General features: G+C 45.4%; 16 protein-coding genes. 15 read left to right on the forward strand and 1 reads right to left on the reverse strand.

Annotated elements, in window-relative coordinates:
• Nucleotides 1-229 precede the first annotated feature (229 nt).
• On the reverse strand, nucleotides 230-1024 hold the full coding sequence (map, locus tag ACXAGV_RS10640) for a type I methionyl aminopeptidase (protein ID WP_039223252.1): 795 nt from the start codon (nucleotides 1022-1024) through the stop codon (nucleotides 230-232).
• Nucleotides 1025-1435: 411 nt separating this feature from the next.
• Here map and rpsB point away from each other — a divergent pair, with 411 nt between their 5' ends.
• The 15 genes from rpsB to dnaE all read left to right on the forward strand — a co-directional run bounded on the left by rpsB (nucleotide 1436) and on the right by dnaE (nucleotide 18715).
• The gene (gene rpsB / locus ACXAGV_RS10645; RefSeq protein WP_039223249.1) at nucleotides 1436-2167 is read left to right on the forward strand and encodes a 30S ribosomal protein S2; all 732 of its coding nucleotides are present in this window, start codon (nucleotides 1436-1438) and stop codon (nucleotides 2165-2167) included.
• A 122-nt stretch (nucleotides 2168-2289) separates the two neighbouring features.
• Complete coding sequence (gene tsf, locus ACXAGV_RS10650; RefSeq protein WP_474873226.1) at nucleotides 2290-3162, forward strand: translation elongation factor Ts; 873 nt, start codon at nucleotides 2290-2292, stop codon at nucleotides 3160-3162.
• 237 nt (nucleotides 3163-3399) lie between these two features.
• Complete coding sequence (gene pyrH / locus ACXAGV_RS10655) at nucleotides 3400-4137, forward strand: UMP kinase (RefSeq protein WP_014948554.1); 738 nt, start codon at nucleotides 3400-3402, stop codon at nucleotides 4135-4137.
• Between the two features lie 23 nt (nucleotides 4138-4160).
• On the forward strand, nucleotides 4161-4718 hold the full coding sequence (gene frr / locus ACXAGV_RS10660; protein ID WP_014948555.1) for a ribosome recycling factor: 558 nt from the start codon (nucleotides 4161-4163) through the stop codon (nucleotides 4716-4718).
• A 9-nt stretch (nucleotides 4719-4727) separates the two neighbouring features.
• The gene (gene uppS / locus ACXAGV_RS10665) at nucleotides 4728-5510 is read left to right on the forward strand and encodes a polyprenyl diphosphate synthase (protein ID WP_474873227.1); all 783 of its coding nucleotides are present in this window, start codon (nucleotides 4728-4730) and stop codon (nucleotides 5508-5510) included.
• 54 nt (nucleotides 5511-5564) lie between these two features.
• Entirely contained in the window at nucleotides 5565-6428 is an 864-nt protein-coding gene (locus tag ACXAGV_RS10670) for a phosphatidate cytidylyltransferase (protein ID WP_014948557.1), read from the forward strand.
• The gene (gene ispC / locus ACXAGV_RS10675; protein WP_474873228.1) at nucleotides 6428-7615 is read left to right on the forward strand and encodes a 1-deoxy-D-xylulose-5-phosphate reductoisomerase; all 1188 of its coding nucleotides are present in this window, start codon (nucleotides 6428-6430) and stop codon (nucleotides 7613-7615) included. The genes ACXAGV_RS10670 and ispC overlap by 1 nt, the downstream gene beginning before the upstream one ends.
• On the forward strand, nucleotides 7609-8961 hold the full coding sequence (rseP, locus tag ACXAGV_RS10680) for a sigma E protease regulator RseP (RefSeq protein ID WP_474873229.1): 1353 nt from the start codon (nucleotides 7609-7611) through the stop codon (nucleotides 8959-8961). Before ispC ends, rseP begins: the two co-directional genes overlap by 7 nt.
• 58 nt (nucleotides 8962-9019) lie before the next feature.
• The gene (gene bamA, locus ACXAGV_RS10685) at nucleotides 9020-11497 is read left to right on the forward strand and encodes an outer membrane protein assembly factor BamA (RefSeq protein ID WP_474873230.1); all 2478 of its coding nucleotides are present in this window, start codon (nucleotides 9020-9022) and stop codon (nucleotides 11495-11497) included.
• A 61-nt stretch (nucleotides 11498-11558) separates the two neighbouring features.
• Nucleotides 11559-12074, forward strand: coding sequence for an OmpH family outer membrane protein (locus ACXAGV_RS10690; RefSeq protein WP_474873231.1), 516 nt, complete (start codon nucleotides 11559-11561; stop codon nucleotides 12072-12074).
• A 234-nt stretch (nucleotides 12075-12308) separates the two neighbouring features.
• Entirely contained in the window at nucleotides 12309-12758 is a 450-nt protein-coding gene (fabZ, locus tag ACXAGV_RS10695; RefSeq protein ID WP_118490056.1) for a 3-hydroxyacyl-ACP dehydratase FabZ, read from the forward strand.
• Between the two features lies 1 nt (nucleotide 12759).
• A complete protein-coding gene (gene lpxA, locus ACXAGV_RS10700) occupies nucleotides 12760-13530 on the forward strand; it encodes an acyl-ACP--UDP-N-acetylglucosamine O-acyltransferase (protein ID WP_474873232.1) in 771 nt (256 codons plus the stop codon).
• Nucleotides 13531-13532: 2 nt separating this feature from the next.
• Nucleotides 13533-14681 (forward strand): lipid-A-disaccharide synthase, encoded by a 1149-nt coding sequence (gene lpxB / locus ACXAGV_RS10705; protein WP_474873233.1) that lies wholly within the window; start codon nucleotides 13533-13535, stop codon nucleotides 14679-14681.
• Nucleotides 14674-15246 carry a ribonuclease HII gene (gene rnhB, locus ACXAGV_RS10710; protein WP_474830434.1) on the forward strand — a complete coding sequence of 191 codons (573 nt, stop codon included), beginning with the start codon at nucleotides 14674-14676 and terminating at the stop codon, nucleotides 15244-15246. Before lpxB ends, rnhB begins: the two co-directional genes overlap by 8 nt.
• A gap of 4 nt (nucleotides 15247-15250) precedes the next feature.
• The gene (dnaE, locus tag ACXAGV_RS10715; RefSeq protein ID WP_474873234.1) at nucleotides 15251-18715 is read left to right on the forward strand and encodes a DNA polymerase III subunit alpha; all 3465 of its coding nucleotides are present in this window, start codon (nucleotides 15251-15253) and stop codon (nucleotides 18713-18715) included.
• Nucleotides 18716-18748 lie beyond the last annotated feature (33 nt).

The raw sequence follows: 18748 nt of genomic DNA on the forward strand, positions 1-18748 counted from the left end.
TGAATTGTGAATATTTATGGTTTTTTGTTATAGGTGTGTAGCGAGCGAAATAAGAAAGAAGAGGACGACACACTGTCGCCATTTGAGCGTTGGAGTTCTATTTAACGAGCCAACAAAAAAACGGCCGTGAGTTAAACGGCCGCTTTATTTAAATCGATACAGCGCGATCGTTTAAGGACTGCGCTGCAACGAGGTTGTTTAGAACGTTATTCGTGCTATATCAACAAAACTAACCGTGTGAAATAACGCGGTCCAAGGTCTCTTCCTCGCGAAGCGTAAGAATTTCCACACCAGTCTCAGTAACTAAAAGAGTGTGCTCCCATTGGGCACTTAAACTTCTGTCTTTAGTCACAACAGTCCATTGATCTGGCAAAACCTTTGAGTAACGTTTGCCTGCGTTAACCATAGGTTCGATGGTAAAGCACATCCCAGGCTCTAAAACGTCACCTGTACCTGGCTTTCCATAGTGAACAATTTGCGGCTCTTCGTGGAAGCTTGCACCAATACCGTGACCGCAGTATTCACGTACTATTGAATAGTTATGCGCTTCAGCGTGAGTTTGACAAATATGACCAATGTCGCCAAGTCGCATGCCCGGCTTCACCTGCTCAATTGCTTTGTACAAGCATTCTTGAGTAACGCGAATTAGTCGCTCAGCCAGAATCGAAGGCTTACCTACAACGAACATTTTTGATGTATCGCCATGATAGCCGTCTTTTATAACCGTAACATCGATATTAATGATGTCACCGTCTTTCAGTTTCTTATCAGAAGGAATACCGTGACAAATACAGTGGTTTACTGATGTACAAATAGACTTTGGAAAAGGCGGGTGGCCATAATTCAAGGGCGCGGGTACCGCTTTTTGCTCGTTGACGATGTAGTCGTGGCAAATAGTGTTCAACTCATCAGTGGTAACACCTTTCTTTACGTAAGGTCCTATCATAGTGAGTACTTCGGCTGCCAACTTGCCGGCTACGCGCATTTTTTCGATTTCTTCTGGGGTTTTGATAATAGCTGTCACAGCGCCTCTCAAATCGTTTAAAACTAGTTTGATGAAGAATTTTGTTTACTTACGAATTATAACACTATTCAGGTCATTCTTAGTAAGATTCTGATATTTATGCTTTTATTCTTTTCTTACAAGTAGATAAGGTGGTGAATTAAGCGTGCTTTGCGCTTCTTTACTGAGAACGCGCCGATTTTTGTCTTTTTACCCGTAAAACTTGAGAGCAGGGTGGGATTGTGATATAAAGCGCGCGCCCTGACGGAAAGCTCATTTTGCCGTGTGTAATTGCTACCGTTTTAGAGGGTAAATTTATTTTATTAAAACACACATATACCGTCACTTCGTATCGGGGTGTTCAGTTCAATTTAGATTGGTCTGGATCGACACAAGGGGTATATGGAGGCCTAACCCCAAGAGGAAAATAAAATGGCTAATGTTTCTATGCGTGACATGCTGAAAGCCGGTGTGCATTTCGGTCACCAAACTCGTTACTGGAACCCAAAGATGAAGCCTTTCATCTTCGGTGCTCGTAACAAAGTTCACATCATCAACCTTGAAAAAACGGTTCCACTTTTCAACAACGCACTTAACTACCTTTCAGGTGTTGCGTCTAAGAAAGGTAAAATCCTTTTCGTTGGTACTAAGCGCGCAGCTGGCGAAGCAGTTAAAGATGCTGCTCTTAAGTGCGACCAGTACTACGTAAACAAGCGTTGGTTAGGTGGTATGCTGACTAACTGGAAAACAGTACGTCAGTCAATCAAACGTCTTAAAGATCTTGAGCAGCAAAGCCAAGACGGTACGTTTGAAAAACTAACTAAGAAAGAAGCACTTATGCTTCAGCGCGAAATGGACAAGCTTGAAAACAGCCTTGGCGGTATCAAAGACATGGGCGGTCTTCCAGACGCAATCTTTGTTATCGACGCAGATCACGAGCACATTGCTATCACTGAAGCGCGTAACCTAGGTATTCCTGTTGTTGGTGTTGTAGATACTAACTCTAATCCAGACGGTGTTGATTACATCATCCCTGGTAACGACGATGCTATCCGCGCTATCCAACTTTACTTGGATGCTGCTGCAAACGCTATCAACTCAGGTCGCGAAAGCAACCTTGAAGTACAAGCTGAGCAAGACGACTTCGTAGAAGCGGCAGAGTAATTCTGATTGCTTGCTGTCATATCAAGATAATATGGCAGCGCTATAATACGAAACGTATTGAGAGGGGCGATATCGCCCCTTTTACCTAACGAATTTAAAATTTAATGCTGAGGAATTGAAAAATGGCAGTGACTGCAGCACTAGTTAAAGAACTGCGCGAACGTACTGGCGCAGGTATGCTGGATTGTAAAAAAGCCCTGGTTGAAACGGATGGTGACATTGAGTTAGCCATTGAAAACATGCGTAAATCAGGTCAAGCGAAAGCGGCTAAAAAAGCAGGCCGTATCGCAGCTGAAGGTGTTATCCTTACTAAAGTTGAAGCAGGTCGTGCGACTATGCTTGAACTAAACTGTGAAACTGACTTCGTAGCACGTGACGAAGGTTTCCTTAAGTTTGGTAACGAGCTTCTAGAAGTAGCAGCGGCTAATAACATCAACGACATCGACGCACTTAACGATGCTGAACTTAACGGTTCTAAAGTAAGCGAAGTTCGTGACGCACTTGTTGCTAAAATCGGTGAAAACATCTCTCCTCGTCGCGTTATCAACGTTGAAGGCGACACGCTAGGTGCATACGTACACGGCGGCCGTATTGGTGTTATCTCTATCCTTACTGGCGGTGATGAAGAGCTAGCGAAAGACGTTGCTATGCACGTTGCAGCTGCTAGCCCGCAGTTTGTTAAGCCAGAGAACGTTCCGGCTGAAGTTGTAGAGAAAGAGAAAGAAATCCAAATCGAAATTGCTATTCAGTCTGGTAAGCCAGCTGAAATTGCTGAGAAAATGGTTGCAGGCCGCATGAAGAAGTTCACTGGCGAAGTGAGCTTGACTGGTCAGCCTTTCGTTAAAGATCCTTCAATCTCTGTTGCAGAGCTTCTTAAGAACAACAGCGCAGACGTAATCAATTTCGTACGTTTCGAAGTTGGTGAAGGTATCGAGAAGAAGACTGAAGACTTCGCTGCTGAAGTAGCTGCTCAAATGGAAGCTGCTAAGAAATAATTGAGCGTTTATCTTTTGCATTACGCAATAGTTAGATAAACTACAGAGCACCTCTTAGGAGGTGCTTTTTTATAGCTGAACATCTTTGGTATTGCTAATGCACTACGTTAGTGTGAAGCTAGGCGAATTATGTACGCGCCTGCCTGACAGACGAAAGCGCTTTGTCCTATGTTTTTTTACAACTGTAGTTTAATGAAAGACATAGGACAAAACGGGTTTACGAGGACAATTCAAACTATGAGTATCACACCAAAATCAGCATACCGACGCATTTTGTTAAAGCTTAGTGGTGAAGCCCTTATGGGGGCGGAAGGCTTTGGCATAGACCCTAAAGTGCTAGATAGAATGGCACAAGAGATTAAAGAGCTGGTTGAACTTGGTGTTCAAGTTGGTCTTGTTATCGGCGGTGGTAACTTGTTCCGTGGCGAAGGCTTAGCAAAAGCGGGAATGAACCGCGTTGTTGGCGATCACATGGGAATGCTGGCTACTGTAATGAATGGCTTAGCCATGCGCGATGCGCTTCATCGTGCATTTGTAAATGCGCGAATGATGTCAGCAATACCGCTAAACGGTGTTTGCGATGCGTACAACTGGGCAGAAGCCATTAGCCTTCTTAAGTCAGGTCGTGTTGTTATCTTCTCTGCCGGTACAGGCAACCCTTTCTTCACCACAGACTCAGCGGCTTGTTTACGCGGTATCGAAATTGAAGCCGATGCGGTATTGAAAGCGACAAAAGTTGATGGTGTTTACAGCGATGACCCGGTGAAAAACCCAGAAGCAACGCTTTATGAAGAACTGACTTATCAAGAAGTACTAGAAAAAGAACTTAAAGTGATGGACTTGTCAGCGTTTACTTTGGCGCGCGATCACAGCTTGCCAATTCGCGTATTCAACATGAATAAGCCAGGTTGCCTGAAGCGTGTTGTGATGGGCGAAAAAGAAGGTACTGTTATTCGCCACGCTGACAACGATTAATTAAGAACAATAGGATACAAATCGTGATTGATGAAATTGAATTAGATGCGCAAGAGCGCATGGAAAAAAGCCTAGTTTCTCTTAAGGGCCAATTCAGCAAAATCCGCACAGGCCGTGCGCATCCAAGCCTTTTAGATGGCATCATGGTACCTTATTACGGCGTAGACACGCCGCTAAAGCAAGTGGCTAACGTGGTTGCAGAAGACAGCCGTACTCTAGCGTTAACTGTGTTTGATAAAAGCGCCATTCAAGCGGTAGAGAAAGCTATTATGCAGTCTGATTTGGGCTTAAACCCAATGAGTGCTGGTGGTTCAATTCGTATTCCACTTCCTCCTCTTACCGAAGAGCGTCGTAAAGATCTTATCCGCGTTGTTCGCAATGAAGCGGAAGGTGGTCGTGTTGCTATCCGTAATATTCGTCGTGACGCGAACGGTGACATCAAAGATCTTCTTAAAGAAAAAGAAATCAGTGAAGATGAGAGCCGTGCTGCTGAAGAGAACATTCAATCTATTACTAATGATTTCATTAAGAAAGTTGACAGCATGCTTGCTGACAAAGAAAAAGAATTAATGGAAGTATAAGTAACTATTATGATTGGAAAGCGTTTAAGCGCAGCCAAGTCGACAAAAGCCGAGGTGCCAGCAGTCACTGCTGGCCCGAAGCACGTTGCTATTATAATGGATGGCAATGGTCGATGGGCGCAAAAGAAAGGGAAAATTCGTACCTTTGGTCACAAGGCCGGGGTTGAATCTGTTCGTTCTGTTGTGCGCTTTGCACGTCAAAACGGTATCGAATCACTGACGCTGTTTGCGTTTTCCAGTGAAAACTGGAAGCGTCCTGAAGAAGAAGTCAGCGTCTTAATGGAGCTATTCAATCTAGTTCTCAATAGTGAAGCAAAACGATTACACAAAAACGGCGTACGTTTGCAGGTCATCGGTGATGTTGAGGCTTTTGATGCCAAGCTGGTCGATAAAATTCGAAAAGCTGAAGACATGACCAAAGATAATAAAGATTTGGTCTTAAATATCGCCGCAAACTACGGCGGTAGATGGGACATTGTAAACGCGGCTAAGCAGCTTGCTACGCAAGTGAAAAGCGGCGAACTTGATGTGGAAAGCATCTGTGAAGACGCACTGAATGCGCACATTTCAACGGCTAACCTTCCTGAGTTAGACCTTCTTATTCGCACAGGTGGCGAACACCGTATTAGCAACTTCTTGCTGTGGCAATGTGCCTATGCAGAGTTGTACTTTACCGACGTACTATGGCCCGACTTCAATGAAGACGTGTTTCAATTGGCCGTAGACGATTTTAATGTTCGCCAACGTCGCTTCGGTTTAACCGGTGAACAGGTAGTCACAGCCGATGGTTAACACCATACAGGCAATTATCAGGCTTGCCCTGGTAACGATAGCCAAGGGCAAATTATGCTAAAACAACGAATAATAACTGCATTAATCCTCGCGCCACTGGCGCTTTACGCTATTCTTTTTCTTCCTATTTTTTGGTTTGAAATAGCCATTGCCGGTGTAGTCGGTATTGGTGCTTATGAATGGGCGAATATGTCAGGCGTATGTGAACGTCCTAAAAAACTTATTTATATGGCAGGAGCCTTTGCTATATGCATTGCTTTGTCTCTTATTGTTGATGCCAGCACAATTTGGTACCAGGGGCAATTACATGGTTTATACCGTGCCATATTAACGGTTGCCGTATTATGGTGGATAGCCTCTTTGTTTATGGTGCTTGCCTATCCTAAATACTCTAAATTCTGGAAAGACAGTCGTAGCGTTAGAACTCTATTCGGGGCGCTTACGCTAATACCAACATGGGTAGCGGTTGTTGCACTTCGCACGAGCTTGCACGATGTTGACCCGTTTTACGGTGCTTCACTCATTTTCTATGTGCTGGGGATTGTTTGGGCTGCAGATATAGGTGCATTCTTTGTTGGCGTAAAATTCGGACGCCACAAGTTACGCCCTAACGTATCGCCAGGTAAAAGTTTAGAAGGCTTGTTAGGCGGTATTGCGGCTTCGTTCGCTATTATCGCTTTTGCGGCCCTTCACTATCAGGTAGAGCCTTCGCGTATTTGGCTTCACCTTGCTATTGGCGGTATTACGGTGGCTGTTTCCGCCCTTGGCGATTTAAACGAAAGCATGCTTAAGCGTTGTGCGGGCATTAAAGACAGCGGCAAAATTCTCCCTGGGCACGGTGGTGTGCTTGATAGAATCGACAGCTTAACCGCAGCATTCCCTGTTTTTGCGTTCTGCTATGTAACCTGGATGGCGTAATGCAAACAGTAACAGTGTTAGGGGCCACAGGCTCCATTGGTTGTAATACACTCGACGTAATAAATCGCCACCCAGACAAATACCGCGTTTTTGCTATTACTGGTAACGCTCAGCTTGAGTTGCTTATGGAACAGGCCCAGAAATGCGCGCCGCGCTATGTGGTAATTGCTGATGACGCTAATTACAAACTAGCCTGCGAGTTAGCGTCCCAATATGGTGTGGATGCAGAAATTCTTGCTGGTGCAAATGCGCTGGAAGAAGTGTCAAGCGCGCCTGAAGTTGATGCTGTAATGGCAGCCATCGTTGGTGCAGCAGGTCTTTTACCCACACTGGCAGCAGTAAAAGCGGGTAAACGGGTTTTGCTTGCCAATAAAGAAGCGTTAGTCATGTCTGGTGCCTTATTTATTGAGGCGGCGAACCAAAGCGGTGCTGAAATCCTTCCTATCGACAGCGAACACAACGCCATATTCCAGTGTCTCCCGCACGATTATGAATACGGTAACTTTGCTGCATCCGGCATTCGTAAAATTCTCTTAACGGGGTCTGGTGGTCCGTTTAGAGAAAGGCCGCTTGATAGCTTCTCATCAATCACAATCGATGAAGCCAGCACACACCCTAATTGGTCGATGGGCAGAAAAATTACAATCGATTCTGCAACTATGATGAATAAGGGGTTGGAGTTTATTGAAGCCTGTTGGCTGTTCGGTGCTGGTGCAGATGATATTGATGTGGTTATTCACCCGCAAAGTATTATTCATTCTATGGTGCAATATGTTGATGGTTCGGTAATCGCACAGATGGGTAACCCTGACATGCGCACCCCTATTGCCTATGGTTTGGCGCATCCAGAGCGAATTGAAGCGGGCGTAACGCCGCTGGACTTTTCTGATATTGCCAATTTCAGTTTTCAAACTCCGTGTTTTGAACGCTATCCCAATTTGAAGCTGGCTATTGATGCTTGTAAAGAGGGGCAATGTGCAACAACGCGAGTGAACGCGTCAAACGAAGTGGCAGTTGAAGCCTTTTTAGAAGGCAAGATTCAGTTTTGCGATATTGCCAAAGTGAATGATGCCACGCTTAATTCTATGCCCTATGTGTCGGTCAATTCTATTCAGCAAATACTAGAGCAAGACAGCTTAGCAAGAACAAAGGCTAACGAGATTATTCGAGGTAAATTCCAGTGCTAGCATTTTTATGGAGCCTTGGTGCATTCATTGTAGCCCTAGGTATTTTGGTTGCCGTACATGAATGGGGCCATTTTTATGTGGCTCGTAAATGCGGTGTACAGGTAGAGCGCTTCTCAATTGGTTTTGGAAAGCCTATATGGCGTAAGACAAGCAAATCGGGCACTGAATATGTTATTGCCATGATTCCACTTGGTGGATACGTACGCATGCTCGACGGACGCATTGATGACGTACCGCCTGAGTTAGAAGATAAAGCGTTTAACAACAAACCCGTGTTGCAGCGCATGGCGGTTATTGCGGCAGGTCCTGGCGTTAATTTTATTTTTGCATTTTTTGCACTCTGGCTTATGTATCTTGTCGGTTTAGAAACCGTAAAGCCGGTAGTTAAAGTTGTCGAACCACAAAGCATTGCAGCAGTAGCAGGCGTTCAATCTGGTGATGAAATCATTAAGATCGGCGATAGAATTACACCGGACTGGGAAGCGGTTAATTTAGAAGTTGTCTCTAACATAGGGTCAGAAAAAACCACAGTCACGGTTAAAAATTCATCAAATATCGAAAAAGAACTGACTTTTACACTGGGTTCTTGGAACTTTGACCCAGATAGCGAGTCTCCTTTAAGCAGCTTAGGGTTAACCCCTTATCGTCCAGATGCAACGTTAACCGTTGGGTTTGTTGGTGAGGGAAGCGCGGCGCATGAAGCAGGGTTGAAACCCGGTGATGAACTTGTCGCACTAAATGGCTCTAAATTGACGTCGTGGGAAGGTTTGGTTGACGTTATTGTTGAAAGCCCCGGTGAAAGTATATCTCTTGATATACAAAGGGATGGACAGCAACTAACGTTAGATGCCACGATAGCGCGCCGCGATACACCACAAGGGCAAAGTGGATATCTCGGTGTAAGCCCAACATTTGAGCCTTGGCCAGAAGGGTATGTGTTTACGCATCAATATGGCATTATAGAGGCTATTGGGAAGGCGCTAGATAAAACATGGCGTCTTATGACACTCAGTGTCGAAATGATAGGTAAGCTCATCACGGGCGACGTGTCAGTGAAGAATTTGAGTGGGCCTATCTCAATTGCTCAAGGTGCGGGAACAAGTGCTGGGTATGGACTTGCGTACTTTTTGAGTTTTCTTGCCTTAATAAGCGTAAATTTAGGCATAATAAATTTATTACCCTTGCCCATGCTTGACGGTGGTCACCTCATGTTTTTTATCGTGGAGTGGATCACAGGCAAACCTGTGCCTGAAGCGGTACAGGAATGGGGTTACAGAATAGGTGGCGTGCTTCTGTTTATGATCATGGGTATCGCAATTTTTAACGATATCGCTCGCATAACCTGATACAAATCAGGAAGTACAAAACAGCTAATACAAAACGCGGCCAGGAAAAGAAAAATAGATGAAGTTAAAACAGTTAGTAGCAGCCGGAGCCATTCTTTCCAGTGCTAGCTTTGCCAATGCTGCGGCGCAAGACAGTGAATTTGTCGTTGAAGACATTCGCGTAGAAGGTTTGCAACGAGTTGCACTTGGTGCAGCCTTAACCTACTTGCCCGTTCAAGTTGGCGACGAGCTTAATACATTCAGGGTAACGCAGCTTATTCGCTCGTTGTACTCTTCAACTCACTTTGAAAATGTTGAAATTCTTCGTGATGGTAACACGCTCGTTGTGCGTGTGGCCGAGCGCCCAACTATCAGTAATATTATCTTTGAAGGTAACGATGATATTAAAGATGAGCAGCTTCAAGAAAGCTTGGATGGAAACGGTGTTCGAATTGGTGAGCCACTTGACAAGACCGTACTAACCTCTATTGAGAATGGCCTTAAAGACTTCTTTTACAGCATAGGTAAATATAATGCTGACGTAACGGCTATTATCACGCCGTTACCGCGTAACCGTGTTGATCTGAAACTACTTTTTGAAGAGGGTGATGCGGCTGAAATTGAACAGATTAATATTGTAGGTAATGAAATCTTCTCAGACGAAGAGTTGATGGATGCGTTTGAACTACAGTATGACACGCCGTGGTGGGATTTCTTATCGGAAACACGCTACCAGCAACAGACCTTGCAAGGTGATATGGAAACCCTGCGTAACCACTATCTTAACCGTGGTTACCTTCGATTTAACGTTGACTCTACTCAAGTGTCGATGACCCCGGAAAAGTCGGGTATTTATATTGCCATGAACGTGACAGAAGGTGAGCAATACACCATTTCTGAAGTGGAGCTGGTGGGTGATGTACTTGGTCACGAAGAATATATAGAACGCGTATTGCCGTTGACAGAAGGCGAGCTATACAACCAAGCGGAAGTGACTTACACAGAAGAGTTCATCAGTAAGTATCTTGGTCGCTTCGGTTATGCCTACCCAACAGTAACTACCGTACCTGAAATTAATGACGAAGACAAAACGGTTAAACTGACCTTATCTGTTGATCCTGGAAAGCGTATTTACGTTAACCGGATTAAGTTTAACGGTAATGTGGTAACCGCCGATAGCGTGCTTCGTCAGAATGTGAGTCAAATGGAAGGCACCTGGCTTTCGAATAACTTACTGGAGTCTTCTAAGAACCAACTTTCTCGTCTTACCTACATGGAAGAAGTTGAGTTTGAAACTGTACGTATTCCTGGCTCTGAAGATAAAGTCGACGTTAACTATAACGTAAAGGAGCAGCCTTCAGGCTCATTTAATGCGGGTATCGGTTATGGTGACAGAACTAAACTAAGCCTTCAGGCTGGCATCCAGCAAGATAACTTCTTGGGGACGGGTAAACGTGTCGGTCTAAACCTGAGCACGGTGTCGTATCAGCGCAGCGCACAGATCACCTATAATGACCCCTACTTTACGATTGATGGGATAAGTTTGGGGGGTAGTTTAGGATACAGCGAGTTTGATGGTTCAGACTTTAACGTTATTCAGTACAACTCTAAGCGTTGGTCAATCGGTGCTAATATTGGTTATCCAATTAACGAGTTTAACCGTATTAATTTTGGTTTGACCTACAGTAATGTCGAGCTATTTAACCGTGGCTATTACGAGCAAACTGAGCAATTCTACAACCAGTTTACAAACGGTGAAGACCCTGATGCTGCAATTAAGTACGATAGCTACCTAGCCAGTGTAAGCTGGAGCAGAAGCACGCTTAACCGTGGTCTATTCCCAACGGCAGGTTCTTCTCAACGTGCGTCAGTTAGTATTACTACGCCAAACTCAGACGTTAATTATTTTAAAACCGTATTTGATGGCAAGTGGTATTTCCCGCTCTCGCGTAATCAACGCTGGTCATTCTTAACCCGTATTCGACTTGGATATGGTAATGGCTATGGCGACATTAACGGCAACGAACAAATACTGCCGTTTACTGAAAACTTTACGGCTGGTGGTTCAGATTCACTGCGTGGGTTTGAAAACAATACAGTAGGCCCTCGGGGTGTTTTCCTTGGTAACTCGGGAAGCATTACCGGCCCAGATGGCGAAGTGTTCCCAGCAGATCCAGCTGACGCTGCACTTTCTTGGTCGACGCGAAGCCTAGGTGGTAACGCTATGGCGCTTGGTGGCGTTGAGCTAATTGTTCCAACGCCATTTGTAGATGAAGAAATGGATAACTCAGTTCGCACAAGTTTGTTTGTGGATGTGGGTAACGTATGGGATACTGAGTTCGATTATGACTACTACCGTCAGTTTAATGTAGCACCAACTCAACGTGGTGAGCTATTGGACTATTCTGACTGGAGTCTGTATCGTAGCTCGGCAGGCATATCGGTTCAGTGGATTTCACCAATGGGACCGATGGTATTCAGCTTCTCGAAAGCGATACAGCAGCGTGATGGTGATGATGCAAGATTCTTCACTTTCAATATTGGTCAAACTTTCTAAGACATTAAAGGGAGCGCGTTTGAACCGCGCTCTATAATAAGATTCACAAAAGGAGTTCCCTTTGAAACAGTTGGTTAAACATATCGTTGCAGGAGCAATGTTGGGTAGCGCTTTAGTAAGTACATCTGTAATGGCTGAACAGAAAATGGCTGTTGTTGATGTGCAAAGTATTTTTCAAGCGATGCCTCAAGCGGCTGAGATTCAAAATGCGATTCAAGCTGAGTTTAAAGACCAGCTAGAAGAAGTGAATCAACTACAGCGCGACGGTCAGTTCTACGCAGAACGTCTTCAGCGTGACGCAGCAACAATGAGCGACACAGAGAAGAAAGAACTAGAACAAAAAATCTTGTCAGTACGTGAAGAGCTATCTAAGAAAGGTCAGCCTTTACAACAGAACATTCAACGTCGCAGCAATGAAGAGCGTAACAAGTTGCTTGGCCTTATCAAGCAAGCTATCGACTCTGTTGCAGCGAAGCAAGGTTACGACCTAGTGCTTAACGCAGGTGCAGTAGCTTTTGCAAAAGAAGAGCACGACTTATCTGAACAAGTACTTCAGCAAGTAAGCAAAACTAACTAATAACGTCACAAGGGTCTGTTGCTCTTCTTTGCACATCGAAGGTTGCGGACTCTAGTCAGTTAAAATTTGTCAGGCCAACCCCTTTAAAGGTGTTGGTCTGATTTGTTTTTTGCGCTTTACAGCGTATGGTTGCCGCCGTTTTTATTTTTACGGCGAGTTTGACCCTAAAACCAGTTCATCATCGGTATTGGTTTGTCACTGTTGTAGGTCATGCTTGTATATAGGAGAAAGTTTTTGGCCAATTCACTTAATACCATTGAAATTCAGGAAATTTTGGAGCTGCTACCACACAGGTACCCATTCCTACTTGTTGACCGTGTCACTGATTACGTTCTTGGTGAGTCTGTAAAGGCTTATAAAAATATCACTATCAACGAGCCGTGTTTCATGGGGCACTTCCCCGGTCAGCCAATTTTCCCGGGCGTATTAATTCTTGAAGCGATGGCACAGGCCGCCGGTGTTTTAGGTTTTAAGACCATGGGCAACAATGATAAGTTATACTTATATGCAGGGATTGATAACGCACGCTTTAAACGTCCAGTTGTTCCGGGCGATAAGCTTGAGTTTGACGTAGCTCTGGTAAAAGAGCGCAGAGGGATTTGGAAATTTAAAGGTACTGCAAGTGTCGACGGCGACATAGCTTGTAGTGCAGAGTTTATGTGTGCGATGAGAGAGATAGCGTAACGTGATCCATCCTACTGCGGTAATTTCAGAAAGTGCAAAAATTGGTGAAAATGTCACTATAGGTCCATTTTGTGTGGTAGACGACAACGTCACCATCGGCGATGGCTGTATTCTGAAATCACATGTGGTGGTACGCGGCCCAACGCGTATCGGTAAAAACAATAAGTTTTATCAGTTTTCTTCTATAGGTGAAGACTGCCAAGATAAGAAATATGCTGGCGAACCTACTGAACTTGTTATCGGCGATGACAACGAATTCAGAGAAGGGGTAACCGTTCACCGCGGCACTGTCCAAGATAACAGTATTACCATTATTGGTTCCCGTGGGCTCTTTATGGCTAATGCCCACATCGCCCATGACTGTGTTCTTGGCGATGACATCATAATTGCCAACAATGTAGCTGTGGCCGGCCATGTACACATTGATGATTTCGTGATTATTGGCGGTGCAACAGGTATCCACCAGTTCTGCAAAATAGGCGCTCATGCATTTTTAGGAGCAGGCGGTATTATTCTGCGTGACGTACCACCTTTTGTTATGGTTAGTGGTCAAAAGAATATTCCTCAAGGGATAAACTCTGAAGGTTTAAAACGCCGCGGTTTCTCAAAAGAAGAAGTGCTTGAAATCAAGCGCGCTTACAAAGCCATTTATCGTGAAGGCAATACTATTGACGAAGCAGTGGGCAAGCTTGCTGAACCAGCACAAAAGTTTGATGGTGTGGCGCTAATGGTTCAGTTTTTACAAGACTCGAAGCGAGGCATTATTCGCTAATTATGTCTAAACCAATTCGTATCGGCATGGTTGCCGGAGAGCCCTCTGGTGACGTCCTTGCCGCTGGAATGGTTGCAGAGTTAAAACGTCAATACCCTGATGCTATTATCGAAGGTATTGGCGGTCCAAATATGATAAACGCAGGTTTCCACAGTCTCTTTGATATGGAAACCTTGTCGGTTATGGGGCTTGTTGAAGTCCTTTCCCACCTACCTGCCATCTTGAAAGTGAAAAAGCAGCTACTCGCTCACTTCGAGCACAACCCGCCAGATATTTTCGTAGGCATTGATGCACCTGATTTTAATCTTCGCGTAGAAAAAGCGCTTAAAGCTCGCGGTATTAAAACTATGCATTATGTGAGCCCTACCGTGTGGGCGTGGCGTGAAAAGCGCATCCATAAAATAGCGAAAGCGACTAATCGCGTGTTGGGTTTATTTCCCTTCGAGCAGCAGGTTTACGATAAGTACAATGTTCCTTATACCTTTGTTGGGCATACAATGGCTGACGCTATAGCGATTGAGCCCGACCAGAATGCGGCAAGGCAGGCATTAGGTCTAGATAGTCATGCTCATATATTGGCTGTACTTCCCGGCTCACGAAGAGGCGAAGTAGATACGCTACTTCCCGTGTTTCTGAAAACCATCGAAGCTATTCATGCTAAACGCAGTGACATTCAATTTCTTATCCCTGCTGCCAACGAGTATCGTCTTGAGCAAATAAAAGCACTCTTGCTGGAAGCTGATAATGCTGAAGAACGTTTACCCATTCAGGTAACCCAAGGTACATCGCGGGATGCGATGATAGCTAGCGATGTAATATTGCTAGCATCAGGCACGGCTACCTTAGAAGCTATGTTGTGCAAGCGCCCCATGGTAGCAGCTTATTTACTTGCACCACTCACGTATAAAATTATGCAGCGCTTGTATAAAGCGCCTTTCTTCACGTTGCCAAACCTCTTAGCAGACGAGGCGATTATTCCTGAATTACTGCAAGATGAAGTAAACGTAGAGAATATGAGCAATCAGCTACTTAACTTCTTCGAAAGTGATAATTCTGCGCTTATTTCCCGTTTCACCGACCTCCACCATACGCTAAAATGCAACGCTGATAAAACAGCAGCAAAAGCTGTCGTGGAGGAATTGTTTGCATAAGTTAATTGCCGGTGTTGATGAAGTAGGTCGCGGCCCATTGGTAGGTGATGTGGTCACCGCTGCGGTCATTCTCGACCCAGAAAACCCCATTGAAGGGCTAACCGACTCAAAAAAACTGAGTGAAAAAAAACGTGTAGCCCTTGCCCAAGAAATTCGTGAAAAAGCGCTCTACTGGAATATCGGAAGAGCGAGTCCAGAAGAAATAGACAAACTTAATATACTGCACGCTACCATGCTCGCTATGATCCGTGCCGTCGAGGGTTTGCCCGTAAAACCTGACTTTGTGCGTGTAGACGGCAACCGCGTTCCGGCGTGGAACTTTGACTCTGAAGCGGTGGTGAAGGGAGATAGCCTACACGCTGAAATTTCAGCAGCTTCCATTATTGCCAAGGTAGAGCGAGATAACGATATGATTTCCCTTCACGAGGCCTATCCACAATATAACTTTGCCGGGCACAAAGGTTACCCCACAAAAGCACACTTTGAAGCCATCGCCGAATATGGCATCTTAGATTGCTATCGCAAAAGTTTTAAACCCGTAAAAGCGCTACTCGAAGAGAAATAACATCATGTCATCGCCATTTATTCATTTACGTGTTCACAGCGACTTTTCGATGATGGACGGCCTGAATAAGGTTAAGCCTATTTTAGGTAAAGTGTCCGCGCTTGGCATGCCTGCCGTGGCAATCACCGACCAAATGAATATGTGTGGTTTGGTAAAATTTTATTCCGAAGCACATAACTTAGGTATTAAGCCCATCATCGGCACTGATTTTTGGGTGACTAATGAAGTCTTTGGCGATGAACCTTTCAGACTAACCCTTATTGCGATGAATAATGAGGGATATAAGAACATTACTATTCTTATCTCCAAGGCCTATCTTCGCGGGCACCTCTCACACCGAGCGGTCATTGATCAAGAATGGTTGGCAGAGCACAGTGAAGGTGTGATTGTTTTATCTGGCGCACAGCACGGCGATATCGGCGTGGGTTTAATGAAAAATAACGCCAAAATTCTCGATAGCGCCCTAGAGTTTTATCAAACTCATTTTCCCGACCGTTTTTATTTAGAGCTTATTAGAACCGGTAGACAAGGCGAAGAAGATTACTTACACCATGCCGTAGAGCTTGCTGAGCAGCGCGGCTTACCCGTGGTAGCCACCAATGAAGTGTGCTTTATTGACCGTGAAGGCTTTGACGCTCACGAAATTCGTGTATGTATTCACGATGGCTACACGCTTGATGATAACCGCCGCCCTAAACGATACAGTGAACAGCAATATCTGCGCACTGCGGAGGAAATGGTTGAGTTATTTAGCGATATCCCTGAAGCCATAGAAAATACGGTTGAAATTGCCAAGCGCTGTAACGTTACCGTACGGTTAAACGAGTACTTCTTGCCGCAGTTTCCAACCGGCGGCATGACCACTGAAGACTTCTTGGTTAAGGTATCTGAGGAAGGGTTAGAAGAACGTCTAGAATTTCTTTTTCCCGACGAAGAAGTGCGCAAAGCAAAGCGTCCAGAGTACGATGACCGACTTCGCATTGAGCTTGAAGTTATTAACCAAATGGGATTCCCGGGCTACTTCCTTATCGTAATGGAGTTCATTCAGTGGAGTAAGGATAACGGTATTCCTGTAGGGCCAGGGCGTGGTTCCGGTGCGGGTTCATTGGTGGCCTATGCCCTAAAAATTACCGACCTAGACCCGCTAGAATTCGATTTGCTATTCGAACGTTTCTTGAACCCAGAGCGTGTATCCATGCCCGACTTTGACGTCGATTTCTGTATGGATAGACGAGATGAGGTAATCGATCACGTTGCCGAGCTTTACGGGCGTCAGGCGGTATCGCAGATCATTACCTTCGGTACTATGGCGGCAAAAGCGGTAGTGCGCGATGTGGGCCGTGTGCTTGGTCATCCTTACGGCTTTGTAGACAGGATCTCAAAGCTTATTCCACCCGATCCTGGCATGACGTTAGAAAAAGCGTTCGCTGCCGAACCTCAGCTGCCAGAAGTGTACGAAAGCGATGAGGAAGTGAAAGACCTTATCGATATGGCGCGAATACTTGAAGGGGTTACCCGAAATGCCGGTAAACATGCCGGTGGTGTTGTTATTGCGCCAACCACGATTACTGATTTCTCACCGTTGTATTGTGATGACGAAGGTAATAACCCGGTAACACAGTTTGACAAAAACGACGTTGAAACCGCTGGACTAGTAAAGTTTGACTTCCTAGGTCTTCGTACGCTGACGATCATTCAGTGGGCAATAGATATGATAAAGGAAGGGAAGAACGTTGATGTCGATATCAGCGCTATTCCGCTTGAAGATCCTAAGAGCTTTAGAACGTTACAAAACGCCGAGACCACCGCCGTATTCCAGCTAGAATCTCGCGGCATGAAAGAGCTGATTAAGCGCCTTAAACCTGACTGCTTCGAAGATATCATCGCACTGGTGGCCCTGTTCCGTCCAGGTCCATTGCAGTCGGGCATGGTAGATAACTTTATCGACCGTAAGCACGGGCGAGAAGAAATTTCCTACCCCGATGCTGAATATCAGCACGAGTGCTTGCAGGAAATTCTAGAGCCTACCTACGGCATTATCTTGTATCAGGAACAGGTAATGCAGATAGCCCAGGAAATGGCGGGCTACTCGCTGGGTGGTGCAGACTTGCTTCGCCGAGCCATGGGTAAGAAAAAGCCAGAAGAGATGGCGAAGCAGCGCGGCACGTTCGCCGAGGGTGCGAAGGGCAATAATATTGACCCAGACCTAGCAATGAAAATTTTCGACTTGGTAGAAAAGTTCGCGGGTTACGGCTTTAACAAATCTCACTCTGCTGCTTACGCCTTGGTGTCGTACCAGACTTTGTGGCTGAAAGTGCATTATCCGGCTGAATTCATGGCTGCGGTAATGTCGGCAGATATGGATAACACCGATAAAATCGTGACGCTGGTCGATGAGTGCGAGCGTATGGGTATTGAAATACTGCCGCCAGATTTAAACGCGGGTAAATACAAATTTACCGTGGATAGCGAAGGCCGCATTGTTTACGGTATCGGTGCGATTAAAGGGGTAGGTGAAGGCCCAATTGAAGCGATTATAGAAGCGCGGGAGACCCAAGGGGCATTTAAGGACCTTTTTGATTTCTGCGCAAAGATAGACATTAAACGCGTAAACAAGCGAGTACTTGAAAAGCTAGTGTTAGCAGGCGCAATGGACAACTTAGGCCCCCATCGCGCAAGCCTTATGGCGAGCTTGCCAGAGGCCCTTGCTGCAGCAGGGCAACACGCGAAAGCCGAGTCGTTTGGTCAGTCAGACATGTTCGGGCTGCTTACTACCGAGCCAGAAGACGTGAAGCAAGCCTTTGCTGACGTCCCTGAGTGGCCCGAAAAAGTGTGGTTGGAAGGTGAAAAAGATACCCTAGGCTTGTACTTGACCGGCCACCCTATTAATCAGTACGCTGAAGAACTGCGCTACTACACCGATGGCCGTTTAGTTGATTTAAAACCAACGAACAAGGACCAAATGGCCAGCGCTGTAGGATTGGTTCTTGGGGTGCGTGTTATGACGAACAAGCGGGGTCGTCGCTGGGCCATAGTGACACTGGATGATAAGAGTGCCAGAATAGACGTACGTTTCTTCCCCGATATGTACGAGCAGTTCGAAAGTGTGTTAGAAACTGACAGAATATTGCTTATAAAGGGACAGGTCAGCTTTGATGATTTCTCTGGGGGCAATACAATCACCGCCCGTGATGTAATGGACATTGTTCAGGCACGAGAGAAAAACGCGAGAGCGCTGGCACTAAATATTGATACCCAGCTGCTTGAACCGAAGAAAATGAGTCAGATGCAATCTATCCTGCAGGCATTTAACGGCGGAAGTTGTCCTGTTCAGTTAGCGGTAACCCATCCAGACGCTGAAGCAACCTTAGCGTGTGGGGCAAGATGGTACGTTACCCCTGAAGACCAACTTTTGCACGATCTCAAACAATGTTTGGGAGACAAAGCCGTTTCAATTCTCTACCATTAAGGGCTAGAGTTCGATAGATTGGACATCTCGCGT

Source organism: Alteromonas sp. ABH4_453, from assembly GCF_056160665.1.